Source organism: Pseudovibrio exalbescens (genome assembly GCF_028737195.1).
Classification (GTDB): domain Bacteria; phylum Pseudomonadota; class Alphaproteobacteria; order Rhizobiales; family Stappiaceae; genus Pseudovibrio; species Pseudovibrio zosterae.
In genome coordinates this window covers 56,135-75,306 of the sequence record NZ_JAQZAJ010000005.1, presented here as the reverse complement: position 1 = coordinate 75,306, position 19,172 = coordinate 56,135, and the positions used below count along the sequence as shown (strand labels likewise).

Sequence of the window (19,172 nt, the reverse complement as noted above, 5' to 3'; positions counted from 1 at the left end):
GGAACCGCCGCGACGCTCTCGAGATTCTGGGGCGATTTACGAGGCAAGAGCGCATGTCCTGGAAGACGAGTGGACATTTCACTCCAGATTCGGAGATGGATACCGCTGGTACCCGCAATACGGGTATTTCGGCGCAGAAAATCTATGCCTCTTTGCTTGCCGAAAAAACGCAAAAAAATCGCAGCAAATTAGCTTCAAAATTGCACCCAGATAACCGTTATCTTGACAAAATTAACGCTGAAGCAAACGTTTTCGAAGCACCTGAAGACCATTTTGGCACAGGAGAAATTGATGCTCCTGACCCCTTGGAGCGGATCGAAGCGCAGATAGGCGATGTGGCCGATGCGCTCAATGAATTGTTGCCGGCAGGTTTTGAAAGTGCGGGCAGGGACCCCGTCGGTGCGGCTGCGCGCAAGGCACCTGCACACCACCCAAAAGAATCCGCATCTACAGGCAGCGATGCTTCTCGTGCCAAGCGCGTTTCTTCCGTTTTAGACGCACTAGACCGTCTGGATGCGCGTTTGAACTCCCTCACAGGCGATGCGCAATCGGCTGCCAACCGGCCTGCGCAGGCCCGTCCAATGCATCAGACGCAATTCGAGCCTCGTTCTCAAGACTGGGATGTGGATCGTGGAGAAAAACGAAATGCTGAACGTCATTCAGCTTCTTTTCAAAATCCACGCCGCGATGATCTGCAAAACCTGATCAAAGGGCACTACGACCAACTGATGCGGCAGATTTCCGATTTGCCGCCGCCTGCCGATCCGAGGGTAGATGAGTTGCGCGCCCATGTGGGCCGCGAAATGAGCCAGTTGCGCGATGATGTCGCCATCCGAAATGGCGCTCAACGTCAACAGCTCTCTGAAATTGTCGATCGCCTCCGCCACAACGAAGACCACGGCGAAATGCTGTCCGAGCTGCGCCGTGAGATTGCCTCCATGAAGGCGGCCCTGTCTCGCGGTGAGACGGAGGCCTCTCTGAAGGCGCTGGAAACAGGCTACAGGGAAACAGTCCAGCGGCTTGACGAGCTGTCACGGCAGAATGTGGACCCAACCATTCTGGACAGCCTTGTTGGCCGCCTGCATGATCTTGAGGGGTACTTGCAGCAACTGCCCCGCGTTGATCAACTCGAAGCGCTTGACGACCGTCTGACGGCGATGGGTGATCGTCTGGAATACGTACTGCGCCAGTCAGGAAGTGAAGGCGTAGACGCTTTACGGGGCGATATTCGCAATTTGCGGGCCGTTGTCGACACGCTGGACTCTGGGCGTACCATCATGGAAGTGGATCAGCGCATCCGGTTCCTGATCGCGCGTATGGATGAGCTTGAGCATTTCAGCGAGATACAGCGGGACATACAAGCCCGCTTGACGCATGTTGAAACCCGTCTGCCAGAGGCGGGGGCATATGATCAGCTTCAAACGCGTCTCGAAACCATTACATCGCTGCTCTCGGAAGACCAGCGCGGGCCAGATACGACTGCCCAGCTCGACCGCGTGGAGCAACGCCTGCAATCCATCACGGACAAGCTGGAAGGTATTGAAGCAGAGCAACGTGCGCCCAATGGATTTGAACAGGCCTTTGAGCGGATTGAAAGCCGTATCGATGACCTGGCGAGCCATGTGAACACGCTGGAAGATCGCGTGGCGAACCTTCCCGCGAATGAGGGAGCTTCGGATCTCGACAATGCCCTGTTGACCCGGCTTGAGCAGCAAGTCGTGGATTTGACGCGCTTGGTGGAAACGCGTTCAGCCAGCGGTGAAACAGACCATTCTGTGTTTGAGCTACGCGAAGAGGTGCACGCGCTTCGCCAGCAAATCGCAACCCTGGCCACGCCGGAAGATATTGAAGCGCAAGTTCAGGCACTGGCTGCAAGCATTTCTCAGCCGTCGGCCCTCATGGACGATGCGCAGCTCAGTCAGATCGAAGACCAGATTTCCGTTCTGGCGATGAAGCTGGATCAGACATCGGACCGCATGCTTGCGGCTGAAGACATAGAAAGCGCCATTGCCCGCATGGACGCGCAGATCTCTGGCAACAAGGAAGAGATGCTGCGCACCGTGCAAATGGCAGCGCATGAGGCAGTAGAGGCGGCGACCCGCAAAATGGGCGTTGGCCAAGCGCCTTCTACCAAGCCAATTGAAGATGCGATTTCCGAGCTTCGCAATGATTTGCAGAGCTTGCTCTCCCGTGGAGAGCGGGATGCAGATCATTCACTGGATGAAGTGAAGCACACGCTGTCTACTATTGCGGATCGCATTTCTGCGCTTGATGAAGCGCGCACGAAAGTGGGTGCGACACCAATCGGCAAAGAACATCAGAAGCTTGTCGGCGACAATCATGCACGCGGTGTGCTTTCCGCATTTACAAAGCGTCACCGTCACAGCAACGCAGAGCAACCCGAGCAGGGTGTCGAGCTAAGCCGAACTCGTGACAAGACAGCCGACTTTATTGCAGCAGCACGCCGTGCAGCGCAGGCGGCGGCGGATGAGGTGAGGGCTGAGGAAGCAGCAGGCGGTGTGCAGCCGAAGCGCAAGTCCGCAATGCCGGATCGCGCGCGTCGCCTCAGAGACTATCTGCAAAGCCACAACGAACAGCCAAGCGTTGAAGTGCCGGACCATCTTAAGTCCCAGAGCGCACACGCACCGCATGCTTCAACCAATCCTGCCTCAGATGCGGCCTTTGATGAGGCGGTGGAACTGACAGAGGAACTGATTGTCGATCAGCCTCAGGCGGAAGAAGACAAGCGCAAAGGCTTGTTCAAGCTGTACAGTCGCAATCCAGATAAGAAGCCAGCTGCAGAACAGGACAACGAACAGGGCAACAACAGTCGACGCCGCGCCGTTGTTTTGGCCGTTGCGGCTGTCGTGCTGACCCTTGGTGCTTTCCAGGTGTTCAACTCGGGCCTCTTGTCCGGCAGCGATGACGCTACACTCACAGCGCAGACTGAAAGAGTTCAGGAAGAAGTTGAAGCGCGCAACGAGTTTGCCGAGCCGACTTCAGAGCAGGGCGAAGTAGTGGTGGCGGAAGTAGATAGGCCGCCCTCGCAGCCGACGGAATTGCCCAAGGATGTGATCTTTGGAGATATGGGTGATGTGGGCACAATCACTGCACCCAAGCCAGATTCAAAGCAGTTGAACAATGAGCCGTTCGCTCAGCCAACTTCCGCAATGGCTGAGAAGTTGAGCGTTGACAATGCGCCGCGTCCGCAGGTCTCCACGACCGCCCCAGCCGCTCAGGAAACAGCACCAAAGCAAGCCGAACCTGCAGGCGCCATGCCTCCGGAAGCGGTTGGCTCTTTGGCACTGCGCCAAGCTGCTGCCAATGGCGACGCTGCAGCACAGTTTGAAGTGGCTGTACGCTTCACGGAAGGCGAAGTCGTTACCGCGGATTTGGATCAAGCTGCATCATGGTACCGCAGAGCCGCCGCTCAAGGGCTCGCCCCCGCACAGTATCGTCTTGGCATGCTCTATGAGCGCGGTCGTGGTGTGGAGCGTGATCTTGAAAAGGCACGGGATTGGTATTCCCTTGCTGCTGCGCAGGGCAACATCAAAGCGATGCATAACCTTGCCGTGCTTTATGCGGAAGGCGTCACGGGTGAGCCGGACTTCATTGAGGCAATCCGTTGGTTCCGCATGGCGGCTGACTACGGTGTAGCAGATAGCGTCTTCAACCTGGGCATCTTGACTGCACGAGGTCTTGGCACCCCACAGGATCTGAAAGAAAGCTACAAGTGGTTTGCAATCGCCGCGCAGCAAGGTGATCAGGGCGCTGCCCAAAAGCGCGATGAGATCGCCAACATGCTGTCAGATGAAGATCTGGCTGCGGCCCGCGACTCCGTTGATCGCTATGCGCGCAAGAAGGCTGACCCGCTGGCCAATGAGGTGGAGAAGAAGCCATCTTGGACCATGAGTCCGGCCACCCCAATTTCCTTCAATATCCCCGGCCAGATTCGACAGGTTCAGGAGCGGTTGCAGGGACTTGGGTACGATCTTGGGTCCGTAGATGGACGCATGGGACCGCGCACCTTGCTGGCAATCAAAGACTTTCAGCGCCGCTCGGGACTTAAGCCAACGGGCGTTGTTGACGGCGAACTATTGAATGCGTTGAAGGCGCAGTCGATTTAAACGGTCTATAAGCGCTTATCTGCTAAGACTCGCGTTGACACGAGAAACGCTCTCAAGCATTAAACCCACAACTTTCGACGCGCATCCGATGTAATCGGTTCAACCGGCCTGGTGACGCCTTGCAGATCTACCTACCCATTGCCGAAATTCCGATCAATATGTTCATGATCTTTGGCATGGGCGGGGCCGTGGGCTTTCTCTCTGGCCTGTTCGGCATTGGTGGCGGCTTTCTGCTCACCCCCTTGCTCATCTTTTCGGGCATCCCGCCAGCAGTGGCCGTTGCAACGGTTACGACCCAAACTGTGGCCTCATCCTCTTCTGGTGTGCTTGCCTATATCCGGCGCAACGCGATCGACTTCAAGCTGGCTTTCGTGCTGCTTTGCGCTGGTATTGTGGGCTCCTTCATAGGTGTCTGGCTCTTTGGTGTGTTGCAGGAACTCGGGCAGCTCGATCTGGTGATCTCGCTCGCTTATGTGACGTTTCTTGGAGCCATCGGCATCTTGATGCTTGTGGAGTCCATGAAAGCCATCTCCCGCAAGCGTACCGGTGGGCAGGCTGAACTCCGCCGCCCTGGACAGCACAATTGGGTTCACGGATTGCCCTTCAAAATGCGGTTCCGCCGCTCGAAGATTTATGTGAGCGTCATTCCGATTTTCGTCATCGGCAGTACCATTGGCTTTCTAGGTTCGATCTTGGGCCTTGGTGGCGGCTTCATGATGGTGCCAGCGCTGATCTATCTACTGCGCGTCCCAACCAACGTGGTGATCGGCACCTCGCTGTTGCAGATCCTTGTGACCATGGCCGTGGCGACAATACTGCACTCCATCAACACGCAGACCGTTGATGTTGTGCTGGCGCTTACTCTCATGGTGGGAAGTGTTATAGGTGCTCAGTTCGGGGCGCAAATCGGCCAGGGTATTCGTGGCGAGCATCTGCGCTTGATGCTGGCCCTGCTGGTGCTGTCTGTCGGCCTGCGCTTTGCCTTCAACCTGATTGTGGAGCCAAGTGACCTGTACTCGGTCACCATCGATATGAGGCTGCCACAATGATGAAGCAGCTCCTCATCTCCTGTGTGGTTGGTTTTGGTCTGGCGTTTGCCGCGCCAATGCAGTCTCAGGCTGAAACGCTTGTGTCCGCTCTGTCGTCTGAGGAGGTGAACATCACCTCCAACTTTACCGGCACCGACATCACTGTCTTTGGCGAAATCACGCGCGATGCTGCCACCGTTCCTCGTTCTGGCCCCTATGACATTGTTGTTGTCGTTGAGGGGCCGCCTGAGCGGGTAACGACCTGGCGCAAGGAACGCATCTTTGGTCTCTGGATCAACGCCCATTCCAAGACCTACACCAATGTACCGTCATTCTACGCGGTACATTCAACGCGCCCGCTTCAGGAAATAACCGAGGATGATACGCTTGAAGACCAGCGGACAGGCTTGGTGAACTTGCCGCTTGCGCCTTTTGGTGTGCGCCTGAGTTCGGCGGAAGATCGCCGGGCGTTCAGAAAAGCTTTCTTGCAGGAGCGCGTTGATCTTGGCCTTTATGCCGAGCGTCCAGACACCATCAAGCTTTTAAGCCCCACTTTGTTTGCAACGAGCATCCCGATTCCGGCCAATGTGCCCGTGGGCGAGTTCAAGGTAACCACGTTTCTTTATAATGGGGGCGTGGTGCTGTCCGAAGGGCATCAGGAACTGACTGTGGCCAAGAAGGGGTTTGAGCAGTTTACCTTCGATCTGGCAAATGAGAACCCGGCCCTTTACGGCGTCATTGCCGTCATCCTCGCCTTGTTCACGGGATGGCTTGCAGGCGTCATCTTCCGGAAGGACTGACAGTTTTCTAAAGGCGTAGTGCTTGAAGAGCGCCCCGCTACGGGCATGCCCGAACCAGCCTAATCCGCAATCAACTTGCTGGCTGTGAATGGGAACAGGCGACCAGAGCCCAGCATGAACACGGAAAATCTCTTGCCCTCAAAAACGGGCTTCCAAGCTTCGTCCATCACGTTCAAGCCACCAGTGAGCGCACCGAAAGAAGGCATGATGAGGCGATTGCCGTTGGTCGCAAAGCAGGGCCTGCGAATGCTGCGACCGAGGCGTCTAACCTTTGCCACCGGATGCAGGTGACCACACACTTCCCCTGTGATTGGGCCTTCTGTCGGCTCGTGGCGGAAAGTGAGGGTGCCCATTGTAAGCTCGTCACAGCGATCCCCGCCAACACTCTGCGGAATGACAGGATCGTGGTTGCCGGAAATCCAGACCCACTCACGCCCAAGCTGGATCATGGAGAGCATCGCGCGATAGGAGCGCGGCAGGCGGTCGGCACCATCTGCATCATGGAAGCTGTCACCCAGAGCGATGATGCGGCGTGGCCGGAACACTTCCACCAAGGCTGCAAGGCGTTCCAGAGTTTCGCCCGTATCGTAAGGAGGCAGCATCACGCCCCGTCGGGCGAAGGACGAGCCTTTTTCCATGTGCAAGTCGGAGATGATGAGTGCACTTTGATCGGGCCACCACAGCGCTCCGCTGTCATGCATGCCAACAATTTCGTTACCGATCGCCAAATCATGGCACACGGGAACGGTCATGCGTTTTGTGTTCAGCGCGCGGGCAGTAATCACTCCATTGCCTCCAGAGCAAGGTCATCTGCAGCAGAAGCCAGCAAGGCTTCGTTGGTTTCGCCATAAATTGGTTCGCGACCGATCTCAAGCAGAACCGGCACCGCGAGTGGAGAAACCCGTTGAAGAAGGATAGGATCGATTCTTCCCTGAATTCGAGTGAGAAAAGCTGACAGGCGCGAGATATCCAAAAGACCTGTGGCAGCATCTGCCCAAGTTGCCTTCAGCAGCAGGTGATCAGGTTCATGGCTGCGCAGGACATCGTAAATCAAATCGGAGCTTATGGTGACCTGCCGTCCCGTTTTCTCTTGCCCGGGGAAGCGGCGTTCTATCAATCCGGCGATAACCGCACAGGTCCGGAACGTGCGCTTCATCAGGCTTGATTCCGACAGCCAAGCGTCAAGGTCATCGCCCAGCATGTCTGCGTCAAACAACTGGTTCAGGTCCAGACGCCCGGTCTCGATGGCCGATCCCATGTCCTTTAGCGACCACAAGGCCAGAGCATAGTCCGAAGCCACAAAGCCAAGCGGGTGGAGCCCGGCCCGGTCCAGGCGCCGGGTCAGCAGCATGCCGAGGGTCTGATGGGCAAGGCGGCCTTCAAATGGATAACAGACCATGTAGGATTTGTTGTTGCGCGGAAAAGTCTCTACCAGCAGGCGATCCTTATTGGGCAACTTTGACTTCAGTTTTTGCAGTTCGAGCCATTCCGCGACCTGGTCGGGCAGTTTGTGCCAATCATCCGGATGCGAAAGCATCGTGCGTACCCGCTCTGCCAGATAGGTGGAGAGCGGGAACTTCCCCCCTTGGTAGGAGGGGATCATGGGGTCACTCGAGGTCGCCCTCGAAACGTAGGCTTCATTTTCGTTCAAGCCCTCAAAACGCAGCACTTCGCCGCCGAATATGAAGGTGTCTCCATGGGTGAGCTGGTCAATGAACCATTCCTCAACCTCACCCAGCATGCGGCCGCCGCGTCCAAGCGGCTTGTTGCGGCGCGCACTTTGCGGCTTCACAAGACGGACCTTGAGCATGGCATCAGCGACGATGGTGCCCACATTAAGCCGGTACCCCTGCGCAATTTTGGGGTGTGAAACGCGGTACTTGCCTTCTTTGGTTTGTCGAAGCCGGGCAAAGCGGTCGTAGACTTTGAGCGCATAGCCTCCCGTGGCCACGAAGTTCAAGGCTTGATCAAACAGCTCTCGGGTCAAGGTTCTGAAGGTGTGGCAAGTCTTGACTTCCGCATAAAGCTCGTCTGCGTCAAACGGTTCTGCGCAGGCCATACCCATGATGTGCTGGGCAAGGACATCAAGCCCGCCATGGCGCAGGGGCGGTGTGTCTTGCTCGCCTGCCGTGGACGCCGCTAGCGCTGCTTGACACTCCAACACCTCGAAACGGTTGGCGGGCACCAATATGGCCTTGGATGGCTCATCCATGCGGTGATTGGCGCGGCCAATGCGCTGAGCCAGCCGACTGGCGCCCTTCGGGGCGCCTACGTTGATTACAAGATCGATGTCACCCCAGTCGATGCCCAGATCGAGAGAGGAGGTGCAGACCACCGCTTTCAGCTCCCCGCGCGCCATGGCCTCTTCCACGCGTCGGCGCTGTCCCACATCCAATGAGCCATGGTGCAGGGCGATGGGCAGGGTGTCCTCATTGATCCGCCACAGCTCCTGAAACAGCACCTCTGCCTGAGAACGGGTGTTCACAAAAACCAATGTAGTCTGATGGTCCCGTATTTCCTGATAGATTTCACCTAGAGCGTAGTGAGCGGAATGACCCGCCCACGGCAGCCGCTGCTGAGTTTCCAGTATTGAGATGTTAGGTGTGACCCCCGTTTTGGCCAGCACCAGATCGGCAAGGTTGGGCGTTTCGGCATCAAGGCCTTGGGGCATCAAGAAAGCCCGAAGATCATCCGGCTCTGCCACCGTTGCGGATAAGCCGATACAGCGCAAGTCCGGCGCGATGGTTCGCAATCTCGCCAGCCCGAGCGCCAACAGATCACCGCGTTTGGAGGTGACCAATTCGTGCAGTTCATCGAGCACGATCGTCTTAAGATCCCGAAACAAGCTGGCGCTGGTTTTGTCCGCCAGAAGAAGGGAAATCTGTTCTGGGGTGGTCAGGAGAATATCGGGCGGCTGTCGTTTCTGACGTTGCCTTTTGTGCGCAGGAGTATCCCCGGTCCGTGTTTCCATCCTGATTGGAAGCTTCATCTCGGAGATCGGGACTTCCAGATTGCGCTTGATGTCCGTGGCCAACGCCTTCAATGGCGAAATGTAGAGTGTATGAACACCCCTTGGCGGCGCTGTCTCGCGGTCGCAGTCGGAACTCAGTTCGATCAGGGAGGGCAGAAAACCTGCCAGCGTCTTGCCTGCGCCGGTTGGCGCAATGAGAAGAGCTGATTTTCCGAGCTTGGCCTTCTCAAGCAGATCAAGCTGATGGGGGCGCACATGCCATCGGCGGGACTGGAACCAACTCTCAAATTTTTCCGGTAGCACGCGGCCGCTCTCCTGCCTGATGACTCGCCACGACTTATAGTAGGGCGCAAAGTTTCATGCTACGACCCTTTCTTGAAGCAATCTGAGGAGAGTGGACGTGTCGGTTGCATCCTTCTGGGATCCAATCAGGAGTATTTTGGAGAACCGCAAGGCGGGTCTCTACTGCATTCCAGGTGACTTTTATGTGGACCCGCACGCCCGTGTTGAGCGGGCTATCATCACTCATGGTCATGCTGACCATGCCCGTTCAGGGCATGAGCATGTGTTGGCCACCTTTGAAACCATCGAGATCATGAAGGTTCGATCCGGAAAGAACTGCGCCAAACACTTCCAAAGCGTGGCGCTGGGTGAGACCTTGCGTATTGGCGATGCGCTGGTGTCATTGCATCCTGCCGGTCACGTGCTCGGTTCGGCGCAGGTCTCGATCACCTACAATGGTTACCGTGTCGTGGTTTCAGGGGATTATAAGCGCGCACCTGACCCGACTTGCCTTGCCTTTGAGCCAGTGCCTTGCAACTGCTTCATTACCGAGGCGACTTTCGCGCTGCCGCTATTCAACTTGCCTCCAGCGGAAGAGGAAATCGGCAAGCTGATGCGGTCCCTAAGCCTCTTCCCCAACACAGCTCACGTAATCATGGCTTACTCCTTAGGCAAAGCGCAGCAGATGATCGCGCTTTTGCGCGAACAAGGGCATCATCAGGAGGTCATGGTGCATCCCAGCGTCTGGGGCGTTTGCCTGCTCTATGAACGGCTCGGTGTGCCAATGGGGGCGCTCCGACGCCTGCCAGAGGTTGCGACAAAGGAGTTCAATGGCGTTGCTGTGGTGCCGCCGGGAAGCCTTTCCATGGGCTTTGAAGAACAATTCGGTGACCATCGCTCTGTCTTTGCATCTGGTTGGATGCACACCAAAAAGGGGCGAGGCAGAGGAAAAGCGCATCTGCCGCTGGTAATCTCTGATCACGCCGATTGGAGTGATTTGTTGCGAACCATTCGCGATACCAAGGCTGAAACGGTCCTCGTGACCCATGGGTCAAAGCAGGCACTGAAGGCGGCTTTCAGCGCATCCACTGTGAATTGTGAGGGATTGGACATGCTTTAGCACCTGCTGATGAATATTTGGCAGGGAATAACAAAGAGACCTGATGACATTCGACCTCAAATGCTGTTTTTATTTTTTCAGGGCAGCGCAACAAGGTTGCAGAGCCCGCTAAACATGTAAATCACAGGGCGTGATTAATGAGTGATGAGAGCGATGTAGAACTGCAGCTGTCCGAGCTGTTTGACAGATACGCAGACGGTTATGACGACTATGATGCTGCAGCCATTGTAGATTGCTTCGCTTTTCCATGTGTTGTCTGGCAAATGGATCAAGGGCATGTCTTCGCAGACATTGAAGAGCTGACGGAGAACATCGATGCGCTGTTGGAAGTGCATCGGGAAAATGGGGTTACCCAGTCCACGTACGAAGTCATTTCCACCCACATCTCTGGTACCACAGCACATGTAACGCTGGACTGGCAGCAGGAAGATGATGACGGTGAGGCTGTTTTTGACTTCACTTGCCATTACACGGTTATCCAGATCGATGATGCATGGCGCATCATGAACATCGTGAATGAGCCGGCCTGACCAAAGGTGCTAGGCCAATGAGGGGGAGGCCTTGAGGGCATTTGCAGAGCTTTGTGAAGCGCTCGGTTTGGAGACAAGCGAAGCGCGGCAGAGTGCCTATCTCAAGGACTTTCTCTCCCATTCCTCCTCCCTCGACGCCGCCCATGCGTTGGCGCTGTTGGCTGGCACTTGGAAACTAAAGCCAAGTTTGCCGCCACGTGCCGTAAAGTTGCTTGCAGAACGGACGTTCGAACCGGAACTCTTTGAGCTTTCCTACAAATTCTCCGGAGATCTGGCTGAAACGCTGGCGCTGATGTGGCCGGGCGACGGCGTCTCGGGGGATAATGCGCCCGGGCTATCTGCCGTAATCCAGAGTTGGCAGCAAACTGACAAAAGCGAACAGATAAATCTGCTTGCATCTTTACTGGATGAAATGCCGCGCGCTGGACGGCCCATGTTGCTGCGCTTGCTGCGAGGGACAAAGCTTCCAGTCTTGCCGCCTGTGTTTATCTGGCAGGCGCTTTCCGAGCATTCAAATCAGAGTGCTGAGGCCATTTCGCAAGTATGGCGGCAACACCCGCACCCTCCCGTCTCCTTAATGCGCTGGTTAAACGGTGAGGCCGAGCAGCCAATAACGACTGGCAGCGTGCCTAAGGTTCACGGGGTTGCCTGGCAGCCGCTGGAAGCTGAGGACATCGGAAGGCTGGATCTTGCTCGCTATGCCTATAAAGGCCAGCCGAGAGGGATGAGATGTATCGTGCTTCGCGCAGAGAACACGGAGTTTCATGACCTTGAAGGCAACCTGATCAAACCTCCTGGGAAGGTCGAGTTGCCAAACTCATTGGCATCTGGTGCCTATGAAGGAATTTTGTGCTGTCGGAACAAGAACCGGCTGCTGCCTGCAAAAGAGATTGAAAGGGCGCTTGGCTCAAACACACAACAGTGCAGGTGGTCGTTCGTGCCTCTGGGGCTTTCGGGCTCTTCCCCTGAGGCGCTAGGCTACGTGACAGCTGTTGGCTTGGGGGCGGACGCAATTGAGGCTTTCTGGAGATCTGCGGACACTGAAGCCATTACACTGGTGCCATTGGACAGGGAGGCAGGGCTGCCTTGCTACCTGTTGAAACGCCCGAGCCAACAAGTGCGTGCGCAAGTCATGCATGCGGAATTCGCCAAGGGGCTGACCAGACCCGGCCCGGTTCTGTTGTCGTTTGGCGTTCCCAGCGACGCGGCTGGCGGGTCGCTGCTTCCAATTGGTAAGGCGCTGCTTTCTGAGAGACCAGAGGCATGGCGGATTGTTGCCAGGGTCTTCAAGGAGCATACATTGGCGCGGTTTGGCCCATTGCGGGAGCTGGAGCAGTTGCCTGAAACGCAGATGGTCTTTCAGCTTAGCTTTAGCGATGGTCACGCTGCCCCGCGCCGCAAAGCAGGAATTGAGCTTTCTGACTTGCAGCTTGAGGAGTTTCTACCCGACGCTGATCCCGATAATTTGACAGTGTTAAAACGCCGATTGGGCCTCTAGTAGTCTAAAACTGTTGCTAAGCGGATTCCCTTGGGGCACCAATGTGGCGGCAGCGCTTGAATCCGGAGGAACCATGTCTGAGCAAATCGATTACTTCTATACCCATATGTCGCCTTGGGCCTATCTCGGGCATCAGGATTTTCTTCGTTTGACGAAGCAATACCAAGTGAAAGTTCACTTTCGTCCTGTCGCGCTTGGTCAGGTCTTTGAGCAAACCGGAGGTTTGCCACTTGGTCAGCGCCACCCAGCACGTCAGGCCTACCGCTGGATCGAGCTACAGCGCTGGAAGGAGAAGCGTCAGGTTGCGCTCAATTTCAAACCAGCTTTCTTTCCTACCAATCCTTTGCCATCTGATCTGGCGGCGGTTGTTTTGCAGGAAACCGATGGGCCAGTGGGGCAATTTTCCCTAAGGGTGTTTCAGGCAATATGGGCGGAAGACAAGGATATTGGGGACGAGCAAGTTGTATCCGACATTCTCTTGCAGATGGGCCTCAAGGCGGAGGAGGTCATGGAGAAGACGCGTGATCCCCACATCTTGGAGGCTTTCGAAGAGAACAAAAAACTTGCAATATCAATGGGAGTAGTAGGGTCACCGGCTTATGTTCTGAAAGGCGAGCCTTTCTGGGGCCAAGATCGGTTGGATCTACTTGAGGATGCACTCCGGTCTTCGCGTGCACCCTATAGTCCTTTGTAGAATCTTCAATGGACCTTAAACTGACCTAAGGTAGTTGGATGCAAACATGCATTTCTGACAGATGCGGTTGAACACACTGAAGAGAGACTATGGCAAAGCCACTCACATCCCTGATCGCGATAGCGCTGCTTGCTGCCAGTGCGGGAGTTTCCTTTGGCGTTAGCGCAGAAGAGGTAACAGCTCAGGCTCGCGACGCGCGCTTTGTGCTAACCGAGACGGCCACGGGTGTCATGCGCCTCGACCAATCGGACGGTACGATATCGTTCTGCGAGGAACGGCAGGGCAAGTTGGTGTGTACACCGTCAGCAGATGCCGTGTTGGCCTATGAGGCGGAAATCGCGGTTCTGGAAGCGGAGAACAGGCAGTTGCGCGAAGACCTTGCCGACATCAGCACCAAACTGCGCGAGCTTGCGACCATTGCAGATGCCAAGGGTATAAAGCCGGTCTTGAAAGAGAAGGAAACCACCACCTCATCGAACGGCTGGTTTGGTCCTGATGAAGAGGAAAAGCTGGATCAGGCGCTTGACTTTACAGAGAAAGCGATGCGCCGCTTCTTCAATATGGTGGAAGGCCTGCGCCAGGATTTTGATAATCCTGCGCCTCAGGAGCCTTCAAGCGAGTAGTTTGGGTGTTCCAGCCTTGGCAAAGTAAAGGCCGCGGAACTTCTCTGCGGCCTCTTTACATTCGGTAGGTATCTTTGGATCAACTTGCTTGAAGAGACAGGATCTTCTCTCGCACATCGTTCTCGATCGGCACAATACTGCGCTTCTCAAGATCCATCGTCAGCGCGACCATGTCGCAAACCGCAGCAAGTCGGTTGGTGCGTGACTCATAAATGTGATGGCGCAGACTGAACACGTTGTTCTGCACACCGGTGAAGCTGGAAAGCACCACAACAGCGTCACCAGTTTTCAATGGGCTGATCCAGGTCAACTTCTGCTCCATGGCAATACGGCCATAGTAGTTCTCATCAAGCCAAGACGTTTTCATGGGCGTGCGTTCCCAAGCATGGCTCACTGCATCACTGATCAGGCCAATGGCAAAGCCATCATCCGCTTTGCCCTCTGGAGTTACATCGCGAGACAGAACGGTGCCGCGGCATGTCACGGTGGAGCCGTTGGATGTTAGGTCATCAATTGTGGGCTTGCCGACGAACGGTGAAGGCGACACACCCCTTGGATTCGCCTTGGCGTTCATGGTGTCCTCAACATCCTTGAACCGGGTGCGGAGCTGTTTGGCGGCGCTTTGGTTCGGCGTGTAGCCATCAATGGCCGTTGCTGAGATTTCGTTGGTGGATGTCTCGATCATCTCGTGGACAACACTGAGCATATGCGGGCCGTCGAAAGCAATGTACGACCGGATCTTGATTGGAACCGCTGAGCGCAATTCAGCGTGGTAGCGCACATGGCGTACCCGACGCGGACCGGCAACAGCATCACTGAAACCTGTCAACAAGCGGAACTGACGATCTGCCTCTTCAAACTTTGCAAAGTAAAACTGAACATTAAGATGGTCGTTCTCATCGCACTCCCATGTGTTCACGAAAGACAATAGTGTTTCAAGGGCAGGCATTGCTTATCCTTTTGAATAGATTTGGCCAGAAATCCGGCAAATAGACAATTTTCTTTATATGTAGGCGGTCAGCGCCGTGGACCAAGCCGGTCCTTTATAAATGTATCTATACTTTCCCCGCTAAGTTTGGCAAGTCCGAGATCAAAACTTTGAAACACGTGACATCCGTTTGGATAGATTTCCACGTGAACTTCGCAGTTTGTGGCCTGTAATCGCGCCGCCAGGAAAAGACTATCATCAAGTAAAGGATCTTCTGTGCCTACAGTTACAATCGTAGGTGGTAAGTCATGGAGTTCTGCATACAAAGGTGAAACTTCCGGGTGGGTTTTATCCGGTCCTCTCAGAACGTAGTGTTTGGCAAATAGCTCAAGGTCTCTAGTATTCAGAAGTAATGGACGAGTGCCCCAGTTTCGAGCACTCGGCGTCAAGTTGAGATCATAGAAACCAGCTGACAGGATTGCCCCCTCGAACGGCGCCTTTTTGTGGCTGTCGCGAAGTCGGATCATGGTGGCGAGCGCGAGATTTGCCCCAGCACTTTCACCGCCGATGAGTATTTTTTGCCATTGGTGCTGTTTCGCACCTTCCCCTGTAATCCATAGGGCCGCAGCCTCGCAGTCCTCCAGGCCCGCAGGGAAAGGGTACTCCGGTGCCAGCCGGTACTCGACTGACACGATGTCAATGTCGGCGCTGGCGGCGAGGGCTTCAAGGTACGGGTCTTGGTGAGCACACGATCCAAATACGAAGCCGCCGCCGTGGATATGCAGCAAGACGCCCTGAGGGTTTCCTGATGGGGCCTTGAACAGGCGCAGCGGTATCGGTGCCTTGGGGCCGTTGATGCTCAGCATGATGGCTGTCGGGCTCATTTGTGGCGCGGGAAAAGCTCCCAGTCCTTGAAGGCGGCGCTCCCGCGACACACTCGGTGGAAAGCTCCACTGATCGGGGAGGGCTGTCATTTGCGCTTCCAAAGCTGCATTGAATTGACGGGCCTCTTCCTCAAGTTCTGTGGAGATCGAAATGTGAGGAAATGAGAATGTCATGACTGGTCCCTTAACTAGGCAAAAGCACTTGTGGGCTGTAGTGTGCCGACGCTGCCATTTTGTTGCTTCAAACGTGAAGACTACGTGAGAAAGGTTAGTAAACCCATGCGAAGTTGGAAGGGTAACGTTGCCTCAACTGAGGTCTGGACACTGGATAGTGCCGAAGCACCGCTTCGCCAAAGCATGGGTCGTTTGCTGGTACAAACTGATGGCATCGGCTTCTATGATATAAGTCAGGAAGTCTCTGATTGGTTGGGGCAAGTTGGTGTTCGTGATGGATTGCTGACCATTTTCATGCGTCACACATCTGCTGGGCTTACCATTCAGGAAAACGCTGATCCTGATGTGCTGTTCGACCTTAAAACCGCTATGGATCGTCTTGCGCCGGAAAATGGTCCGTGGAGGCACACCATCGAAGGGCCTGATGACATGCCCGCCCACATCAAGAGTGTGATGACTGGCGTGCAGCTGCAAATCCCTGTTCTTGTAGGCCAGTTGGATTTGGGCACTTGGCAAGGCATCTACGTGGCAGAATATCGCAGACCGCCGCACCGGCGTTCGCTAACCTTTGTTTATCAAGGGACCCATATCGCCGATGCGCCCCTATAAATACCGCTAAGAAGCAGAGTGAGCGCGCTGTGCTGGGACGTAGCAGGATTTGTATTTTTCCGTCGCCGCGATCAGAGCTTCGGTCAGACCGGGCTCGCTCATTGTGTGACCCGCGTCATCCACGATAGTAAAGTCGGCTTCTGGCCAGGCTTGGTGCAGATCCCATGCGGCTTCCACCGGCGTTACCACGTCGTAGCGCCCCTGAATGATACTTCCGGGGATATGGCGGATGCGATCGATATCTCTCAGGAGCTGGCCATCTACCTCAAAAAAGCCTCGATGCTGGAAGAAATGGCATTCAATCCGGGCAAAGGCGATTGCCATCCTCTCTTCGCCGAACTGGTCAATGCGGCTAGGGTTTGGCATTAGGGAGAGCGTGCTGCCTTCCCACTGAGCCCAACGGCGCGCTGCTTCCCGGCGCTCATCTCTGTCATCCCCGGTCAGGCGCTTGTAATAGGCCGCAACGAGGTCGGCCCGCTCCTCCTCTGGGATATAATCACGGTAGGCTGCGAAGTAGTCCGGGAACAACGCGCTGGCTCCCTTTTGATAAAACCACTCTACCTCTTGCCGGCGCAGCAAGAAGATGCCGCGTAGTATGAGTTCCGCAACCCGACCGGGGTGGGTTTGGGCATAGGCAAGCGCGAGCGTTGAGCCCCAAGACCCTCCAAAAACCTGCCAATTTTCAACACCAAGATGAAGCCGCAAACGTTCGATGTCAGCGACGAGGTCCCACGTGGTGTTTTCACGCAGCTCCGCATAGGGCGTGGAACGGCCGCAGCCGCGCTGATCAAAGATCACGATGCGATAGTGCCGGGGATCGTGGAAACGGCGCATCGCCGGGCTTGAACCGCCTCCCGGTCCACCATGAAGAATAACAACCGGTTTTCCCTCGGGGTTGCCTGACTCCTCGAAATAGATCCGATGAAGAGGGCTCACATTCAAATAGCCACTGTTAAAGGGCTGGATGGCTGGAAACATGAATGAGCCCATGCGCAACGCTCCGCAAAAACTAAATGAAATAGTCGTACCTTCCCACCTGACGGGACTAGTTCATCCCCGCCAGGCAGATAGAAACCAGCCACAACAGAAGGGCTGAAATGAGAGTGACTTGGCAACCTTTAAGATAGGCGGCGGTCAGCGCCTCGGTTTCGGGGTTTTGGTTATCCTCTACGTCGCGGCTGGTCAATTGGCTGGAAGATGGAACCGTTGCATCTGAGTGCTGTGTCTGCGTTGTGGTTTCAGTTCCTTTGATCAACAAAAAGCCAGCAAGGAGGAAGGTCAAGAGCGCGCCATACTTGAAAGACACTGCTGGATCGAAACTCAGTCCGGCCATGATGAGGAGGGTGCCGGTCGAATACAATATGCAAGTGCGTGCAACAGTCATTGCTGCTGTATGTCCGTCGTTGTTCATTGTGTGCTCCACAGTGACGTTACGGTAACATCCAATCATAACCCTAGTAGGGGTGAAAAACGCAATTGGATTTTTTGATTGATGTAAAAATCCACTTCACATGGTTGCGAGCACTTGAAATCAAAGTAGTTCTTATCCCGTGAGTTGCTGTGAATAGAGTCGTTGAGACAACTCGGCTCGGACTATGCTTAAAATACACAACTAAAAGTTGATATTCGTGTGAGTGGGGTAGTAGTCGCTTCAAGATTGTTAAGATGTTGATTTTTTGCGAATATTCACATCTGACGCAAAGTCGCGTATCCAGACAATAAAAGCGCTACCTCAGATGTGTCACTCGGCTTTGATGAGCTAAGTCTTCGGCTGAGGAGGGGCGATTTTCAAAGATCTAAATCTCAACGATTTGGGATGTTTACCAAACAGAACAGATTATCTTCTATTGGAAATTTTCGGATTATATGAGTTTCATTTGAAAGTACATAAATTGAAATCAATTGTTTCCATGTGCATTAGTGGTTGCCTTATGCAATTCTAAGTGAAAATTATTGACTTATTGCTTGCTACTTTCGTTGGTAATGCCCTATTACTTATAGGGAAGGGTGTTGCGGCGCAGCAACCGCAGCACGAGGAGGAACGTCAGTTGCACTTACTCAAAATGTTGAGGAGGGCAACGTCCGTGTTTGCTGGACCTGAGACTAGGGAGACCTGACGTCTGAAAGAGGTCGTGCAAGCTAAGCTATGAAGGAGCACGGCGTGCAAACCGAAAAGCAGAACTTCGTCATCGCAGATGATCACCCGCTTTTCCGCGGGGCAATGCGACAGACAATCGAAAAGCTCTTCACTGGCGCATCAATTATCGAAGTTGGCAGCCTTGAAGAGGTTACCCAAACGCTGGACCGCGAGGAGGACGTGGATCTGGTGTTTCTGGACTTGACGATGCCCGGCATGAGAGGGTTCTCAGGCCTTATGTATCTTCGCGCTCAATATGTAGGCGTCCCGGTGTTGGTGGTATCTGCCACAGAAGATCCTGCAACCATCCGCAGCTGTATTGAGTTTGGCGCATCGGGCTTCATTCCGAAGTCCCTTGGGGTAGACGTTATTCAGGAGGCTGTTTCCACGGTCATGGCTGGGGGTGTTTGGACGCCGCCGGATATTGACTTGAGCGTGGAAGACGAAGCCTCAAAAATGGCAAGGCGCTTGGCGAGCCTCACGCCGCAGCAGGTGCGTGTGTTGATGATGCTAAGTCAAGGGCTTCTGAACAAGCAGATCGCCTATGAGCTGTCCGTGTCGGAAGCAACCGTTAAGGCCCACGTATCTGCAATTTTGCAGAAGCTCGGTGTTGAGAGCCGGACGCAGGCTGTCATTGCCGCCGCTAAGATTGAAGCTGGCCAGTGGCAGCAGATGGCGAACGCTCTGGCCTGATCAGCCGTCGTGGCGCACAGGACTTGAAACAATAGGCTCCGGACCTGCTGGTTCGGAGCCTTTTTCGTCTTGGC

The 19,172-nt window shown here is 55.0% G+C and carries 16 protein-coding genes; 10 read left to right on the top strand and 6 right to left on the bottom strand.

The window, feature by feature from the left end; all coding sequences use genetic code 11:
- The first annotated feature begins 53 nt into the window (after positions 1 to 53).
- The 3 genes from PUV47_RS14455 (at position 54) to PUV47_RS14445 (ending at position 5,955) form a co-directional block, all read left to right on the top strand.
- The gene (locus tag PUV47_RS14455) at positions 54 to 4,127 is read left to right on the top strand and encodes a peptidoglycan-binding protein (protein ID WP_274219289.1); all 4,074 of its coding nucleotides are present in this window, start codon (positions 54 to 56) and stop codon (positions 4,125 to 4,127) included.
- A gap of 119 nt (positions 4,128 to 4,246) precedes the next feature.
- Positions 4,247 to 5,176 (top strand): sulfite exporter TauE/SafE family protein, encoded by a 930-nt coding sequence (locus tag PUV47_RS14450; protein ID WP_274219287.1) that lies wholly within the window; start codon positions 4,247 to 4,249, stop codon positions 5,174 to 5,176.
- Positions 5,173 to 5,955, top strand: coding sequence for a TIGR02186 family protein (locus PUV47_RS14445; protein ID WP_274219286.1), 783 nt, complete (start codon positions 5,173 to 5,175; stop codon positions 5,953 to 5,955). Before PUV47_RS14450 ends, PUV47_RS14445 begins: the two co-directional genes overlap by 4 nt.
- Positions 5,956 to 6,014: 59 nt before the next feature.
- On the opposite strand, the gene pdeM is transcribed toward PUV47_RS14445, so the two are convergent.
- Together pdeM and PUV47_RS14435 are read right to left on the bottom strand one after the other, a co-directional pair.
- Complete coding sequence (gene pdeM / locus PUV47_RS14440; protein WP_413697793.1) at positions 6,015 to 6,707, bottom strand: ligase-associated DNA damage response endonuclease PdeM; 693 nt, start codon at positions 6,705 to 6,707, stop codon at positions 6,015 to 6,017.
- 29 nt (positions 6,708 to 6,736) lie between these two features.
- Positions 6,737 to 9,250 (bottom strand): ligase-associated DNA damage response DEXH box helicase, encoded by a 2,514-nt coding sequence (locus PUV47_RS14435; RefSeq protein WP_425313780.1) that lies wholly within the window; start codon positions 9,248 to 9,250, stop codon positions 6,737 to 6,739.
- Between the two features lie 76 nt (positions 9,251 to 9,326).
- Between PUV47_RS14435 and PUV47_RS14430 the strand changes: the two genes are divergently transcribed.
- The 5 genes from PUV47_RS14430 (at position 9,327) to PUV47_RS14410 (ending at position 13,673) form a co-directional block, all read left to right on the top strand.
- A complete protein-coding gene (locus PUV47_RS14430) occupies positions 9,327 to 10,328 on the top strand; it encodes a ligase-associated DNA damage response exonuclease (RefSeq protein ID WP_274219283.1) in 1,002 nt (333 codons plus the stop codon).
- A 137-nt stretch (positions 10,329 to 10,465) separates the two neighbouring features.
- Positions 10,466 to 10,858 (top strand): DUF4440 domain-containing protein, encoded by a 393-nt coding sequence (locus PUV47_RS14425; protein WP_274219282.1) that lies wholly within the window; start codon positions 10,466 to 10,468, stop codon positions 10,856 to 10,858.
- Positions 10,859 to 10,889: 31 nt separating this feature from the next.
- Positions 10,890 to 12,356 carry a hypothetical protein gene (locus tag PUV47_RS14420; protein ID WP_274219281.1) on the top strand — a complete coding sequence of 489 codons (1,467 nt, stop codon included), beginning with the start codon at positions 10,890 to 10,892 and terminating at the stop codon, positions 12,354 to 12,356.
- Between the two features lie 73 nt (positions 12,357 to 12,429).
- A complete protein-coding gene (locus PUV47_RS14415; protein ID WP_274219280.1) occupies positions 12,430 to 13,050 on the top strand; it encodes a 2-hydroxychromene-2-carboxylate isomerase in 621 nt (206 codons plus the stop codon).
- A gap of 89 nt (positions 13,051 to 13,139) precedes the next feature.
- Positions 13,140 to 13,673, top strand: coding sequence for a hypothetical protein (locus tag PUV47_RS14410; RefSeq protein ID WP_274219279.1), 534 nt, complete (start codon positions 13,140 to 13,142; stop codon positions 13,671 to 13,673).
- Positions 13,674 to 13,752: 79 nt separating this feature from the next.
- Here the strand turns inward: PUV47_RS14410 and PUV47_RS14405 are convergent, their stop codons facing one another.
- Positions 13,753 to 14,622 (bottom strand): thioesterase family protein, encoded by an 870-nt coding sequence (locus PUV47_RS14405; RefSeq protein WP_274219278.1) that lies wholly within the window; start codon positions 14,620 to 14,622, stop codon positions 13,753 to 13,755.
- A gap of 68 nt (positions 14,623 to 14,690) precedes the next feature.
- On the bottom strand, positions 14,691 to 15,659 hold the full coding sequence (locus PUV47_RS14400; protein WP_274219277.1) for an alpha/beta hydrolase: 969 nt from the start codon (positions 15,657 to 15,659) through the stop codon (positions 14,691 to 14,693).
- Positions 15,660 to 15,764: 105 nt separating this feature from the next.
- Here PUV47_RS14400 and PUV47_RS14395 point away from each other — a divergent pair, with 105 nt between their 5' ends.
- Positions 15,765 to 16,268, top strand: a complete 504-nt coding sequence (locus PUV47_RS14395; protein WP_413697789.1) for a secondary thiamine-phosphate synthase enzyme YjbQ — start codon at positions 15,765 to 15,767, stop codon at positions 16,266 to 16,268.
- A gap of 6 nt (positions 16,269 to 16,274) precedes the next feature.
- Here PUV47_RS14395 and pip read toward each other — a convergent pair whose 3' ends face one another.
- Together pip and PUV47_RS14385 are read right to left on the bottom strand one after the other, a co-directional pair.
- Positions 16,275 to 17,258 (bottom strand): prolyl aminopeptidase, encoded by a 984-nt coding sequence (gene pip, locus PUV47_RS14390; protein ID WP_274219276.1) that lies wholly within the window; start codon positions 17,256 to 17,258, stop codon positions 16,275 to 16,277.
- Between the two features lie 55 nt (positions 17,259 to 17,313).
- The gene (locus tag PUV47_RS14385) at positions 17,314 to 17,679 is read right to left on the bottom strand and encodes a hypothetical protein (protein ID WP_274219275.1); all 366 of its coding nucleotides are present in this window, start codon (positions 17,677 to 17,679) and stop codon (positions 17,314 to 17,316) included.
- 735 nt (positions 17,680 to 18,414) lie between these two features.
- On the opposite strand from PUV47_RS14385, the gene PUV47_RS14380 reads away from it, so the two are divergent.
- Positions 18,415 to 19,098 carry a response regulator gene (locus PUV47_RS14380; protein ID WP_413697790.1) on the top strand — a complete coding sequence of 228 codons (684 nt, stop codon included), beginning with the start codon at positions 18,415 to 18,417 and terminating at the stop codon, positions 19,096 to 19,098.
- Positions 19,099 to 19,172 lie beyond the last annotated feature (74 nt).